Source organism: Flavobacterium micromati, assembly GCF_900129585.1.
Classification (GTDB): domain Bacteria; phylum Bacteroidota; class Bacteroidia; order Flavobacteriales; family Flavobacteriaceae; genus Flavobacterium; species Flavobacterium micromati.
In genome coordinates, this window is record NZ_FQWF01000024.1 from 1 (window position 1) to 3,395 (window position 3,395).

The window sequence follows — 3,395 nt, forward strand, 5'->3', positions numbered from 1 at the left end:
AAAGGCGACGACATACTCTCCCACATAACTGCAGTACCATCTGCGCAGGCGGGCTTAACTACTCTGTTCGGGATGGGAAGAGGTGAGCCCCGCCGCAATAACCACCTTAAGAGGTTATAATTGCTTTGGGCAATTACTGTAATGTTACTTATCTTATGATAACTACCAATTACATAATATCTTAACATACTGAGATAAAGAAAAATTTTGTATAGTGAGAAAGTTTCTTTCCAGCCCTTTATTCCCCCTTTGGGGGTTAGGGGGCTGGAAGGACGTACATAAGCTTACGGGTTATTAGTACTACTCGACTATGACATTACTGCCTTTACATCTATAGCCTATCAACGTGGTCATCTCCCACGACCCTTAAAAGAAATCTCATCTTGTGGTGGGTTTCGCGCTTATATGCTTTCAGCGCTTATCCCTTCCAAACGTAGCTACTCTGCCATGCCACTGGCGTGACAACAGATACACTAGAGGTTTGTCCAATTCGGTCCTCTCGTACTAGAATCAGATCCACTCAAATTTCTTGCGCCCACAGTAGATAGAGACCGAACTGTCTCACGACGTTCTGAACCCAGCTCGCGTGCCACTTTAATGGGCGAACAGCCCAACCCTTGGGACCTTCTCCAGCCCCAGGATGTGACGAGCCGACATCGAGGTGCCAAACCCCCCCGTCGATATGAGCTCTTGGGGGAGATCAGCCTGTTATCCCCGGCGTACCTTTTATCCTTTGAGCGATGGCCCTTCCATGCGGAACCACCGGATCACTATGCTCTACTTTCGTACCTGATCGACCTGTATGTCTCTCAGTCAAGCTCCCTTATGCCATTGCACTCTACGCACGGTTACCAAGCGTACTGAGGGAACCTTTAGAAGCCTCCGTTACTCTTTTGGAGGCGACCACCCCAGTCAAACTACCCACCAAGCAATGTCCCCCGCAATCGCGGGGTTAGGCCTCAGATAAACAAAGGGTTGTATTTCAACAATGACTCCACAACGCCTAGCGACGCCACTTCACAGTCTCCAACCTATCCTACACATCATTTATCCAAGGTCAATACTAAGCTATAGTAAAGGTGCACAGGGTCTTTTCGTCCCACTGCGGGTAAGCGGCATCTTCACCGCTACTACAATTTCACCGAGCTCATGGCTGAGACAGTGTCCAGATCGTTACACCATTCGTGCAGGTCGGAACTTACCCGACAAGGAATTTCGCTACCTTAGGACCGTTATAGTTACGGCCGCCGTTTACTGGGGCTTCATTTCAATGCTTCTCCATTACTGAATGACATCTCCACTTAACCTTCCAGCACCGGGCAGGTGTCAGGCCCTATACTTCATCTTACGATTTTGCAGAGCCCTGTGTTTTTGATAAACAGTCGCCTGGACCTCTTCACTGCGGCCACCACGCCTTGCGGCGGATGGCGACCCTTCTCCCGAAGTTACGGGTCTATTTTGCCTAATTCCTTAGCCATGAATCTCTCGAGCACCTTAGAATTCTCTTCTCGACTACCTGTGTCGGTTTGCGGTACGGGTACTTATTACCTGAAGTTTAGAGGTTTTTCTTGGAAGCCCTTAGGCGCACTATCTCTTCTACCGAAGTATCCGAGTACTATCGTATTTCCCCAAAACCCGTGGATTTGCCTGCGGGTCTTATAGGTAGGTACTTCAACGAACTATTCCGTCAGTTCGCGGCGCTTTCATCACTCCGTCACCCCATCACAGTAATAACTAGTACGGGAATATTAACCCGTTGTCCATCGACTGTCCCTTTCGGGTTCGCCTTAGGTCCCGACTAACCCACAGCTGATTAGCATAGCTGTGGAAACCTTAGTCTTTCGGTGTGCGGGTTTCTCGCCCGCATTATCGTTACTTATGCCTACATTTTCTTTTCTCACCAGTCCAGCATACCTTACGATACACCTTCAACCCTGTGAGAATGCTCCCCTACCACAACCCACAGTTAAAACTGTGGGCTATCCATAGCTTCGGTAATACGCTTATGCCCGATTATTATCCATGCTCGTCCGCTCGACTAGTGAGCTGTTACGCACTCTTTAAATGAATGGCTGCTTCCAAGCCAACATCCTAGCTGTCTGGGCAGACAAACCTCGTTCTTTCAACTTAGCGTATATTTGGGGACCTTAGCTGATGGTCTGGGTTCTTTCCCTCTCGGACTTGGACCTTAGCACCCAAGCCCTCACTGCTGGTAAACATTATATAGCATTCGGAGTTTGTCAGGAATTGGTAGGCGGTGAAGCCCCCGCATCCAATCAGTAGCTCTACCTCTATATAACTTATAACCAGCGCTGCACCTAAATGCATTTCGGGGAGTACGAGCTATTTCCGAGTTTGATTGGCCTTTCACCCCTACCCACAGATCATCCCAAGACTTTTCAACGTCAACGGGTTCGGTCCTCCACTGTGTGTTACCACAGCTTCAACCTGTCCATGGGTAGATCACACGGTTTCGCGTCTAACACTACTGACTAAAGCGCCCTATTCAGACTCGCTTTCGCTACGGATCCGTGGCTTAACCACTTATCCTTGCCAGCAACGTTAACTCGTAGGCTCATTATGCAAAAGGCACGCCGTCACCCCACTAAAGGGCTCCGACCGCTTGTAAGCGTATGGTTTCAGGATCTATTTCACTCCGTTATTCACGGTTCTTTTCACCTTTCCCTCACGGTACTGGTTCACTATCGGTCTCTCAGGAGTATTTAGCCTTAGCGGATGGTCCCGCCAAATTCAGACAGGATTTCTCGTGTCCCGCCCTACTCAGGATACCACTATTTATTATACTCATTACTTATACAGGGCTATCACCTTCTTTGGCCCTACTTTCCAGTAGATTCTAATTCTTTGTACATAAAATGTCGTGGTCCTACAACCCCAACATTGCCGTAACAACATTGGTTTGGGCTAATCCGCGTTCGCTCGCCACTACTTACGGAATCACTTTTGTTTTCTTCTCCTCCGCCTACTTAGATGTTTCAGTTCAGCGGGTTTGCCCACCTATCGGTGTACTATCTCTTCAAGATAGTGGGTTGCCCCATTCAGGTATCTACGGATCAATTCGTGTGTGCCAATCCCCGTAGCTTTTCGCAGCTTATCACGCCTTTCATCGCCTCTGAGAGCCAAGGCATCCCCCATACGCCCTTATTTTGCTTATTGTACCAATCATAAAATTAATTATGACCGTTTCTTTACTTGTCTATTAATAAACAAGTAAAAATGCTTTCTACTTTTTATTATTTTCTTATCTCAATATGTCAATGAACTTTTCCCCCTCCAACTCCCCCAAAGGGGGAGAGTTAGCATTCTAACTTCCTCCCCTTTGGGGAGGCTAGGTGGGGATAGTGGAGAATAACGGAGTCGAACCGTTGACCTCC

General features: G+C 48.0%; 2 rRNA genes. Both read right to left on the reverse strand.

From position 1 onward, the window contains the following. A 5S ribosomal RNA gene (rrf, locus tag BUB42_RS15885) occupies nt 1-109 on the reverse strand; the annotation flags it as partial. 165 nt (nt 110-274) lie between these two features. Next, nucleotides 275-3,177: ribosomal RNA gene (locus BUB42_RS15890) — 23S ribosomal RNA — on the reverse strand. Between the last annotated feature and the right edge of the window lie 218 nt (nt 3,178-3,395).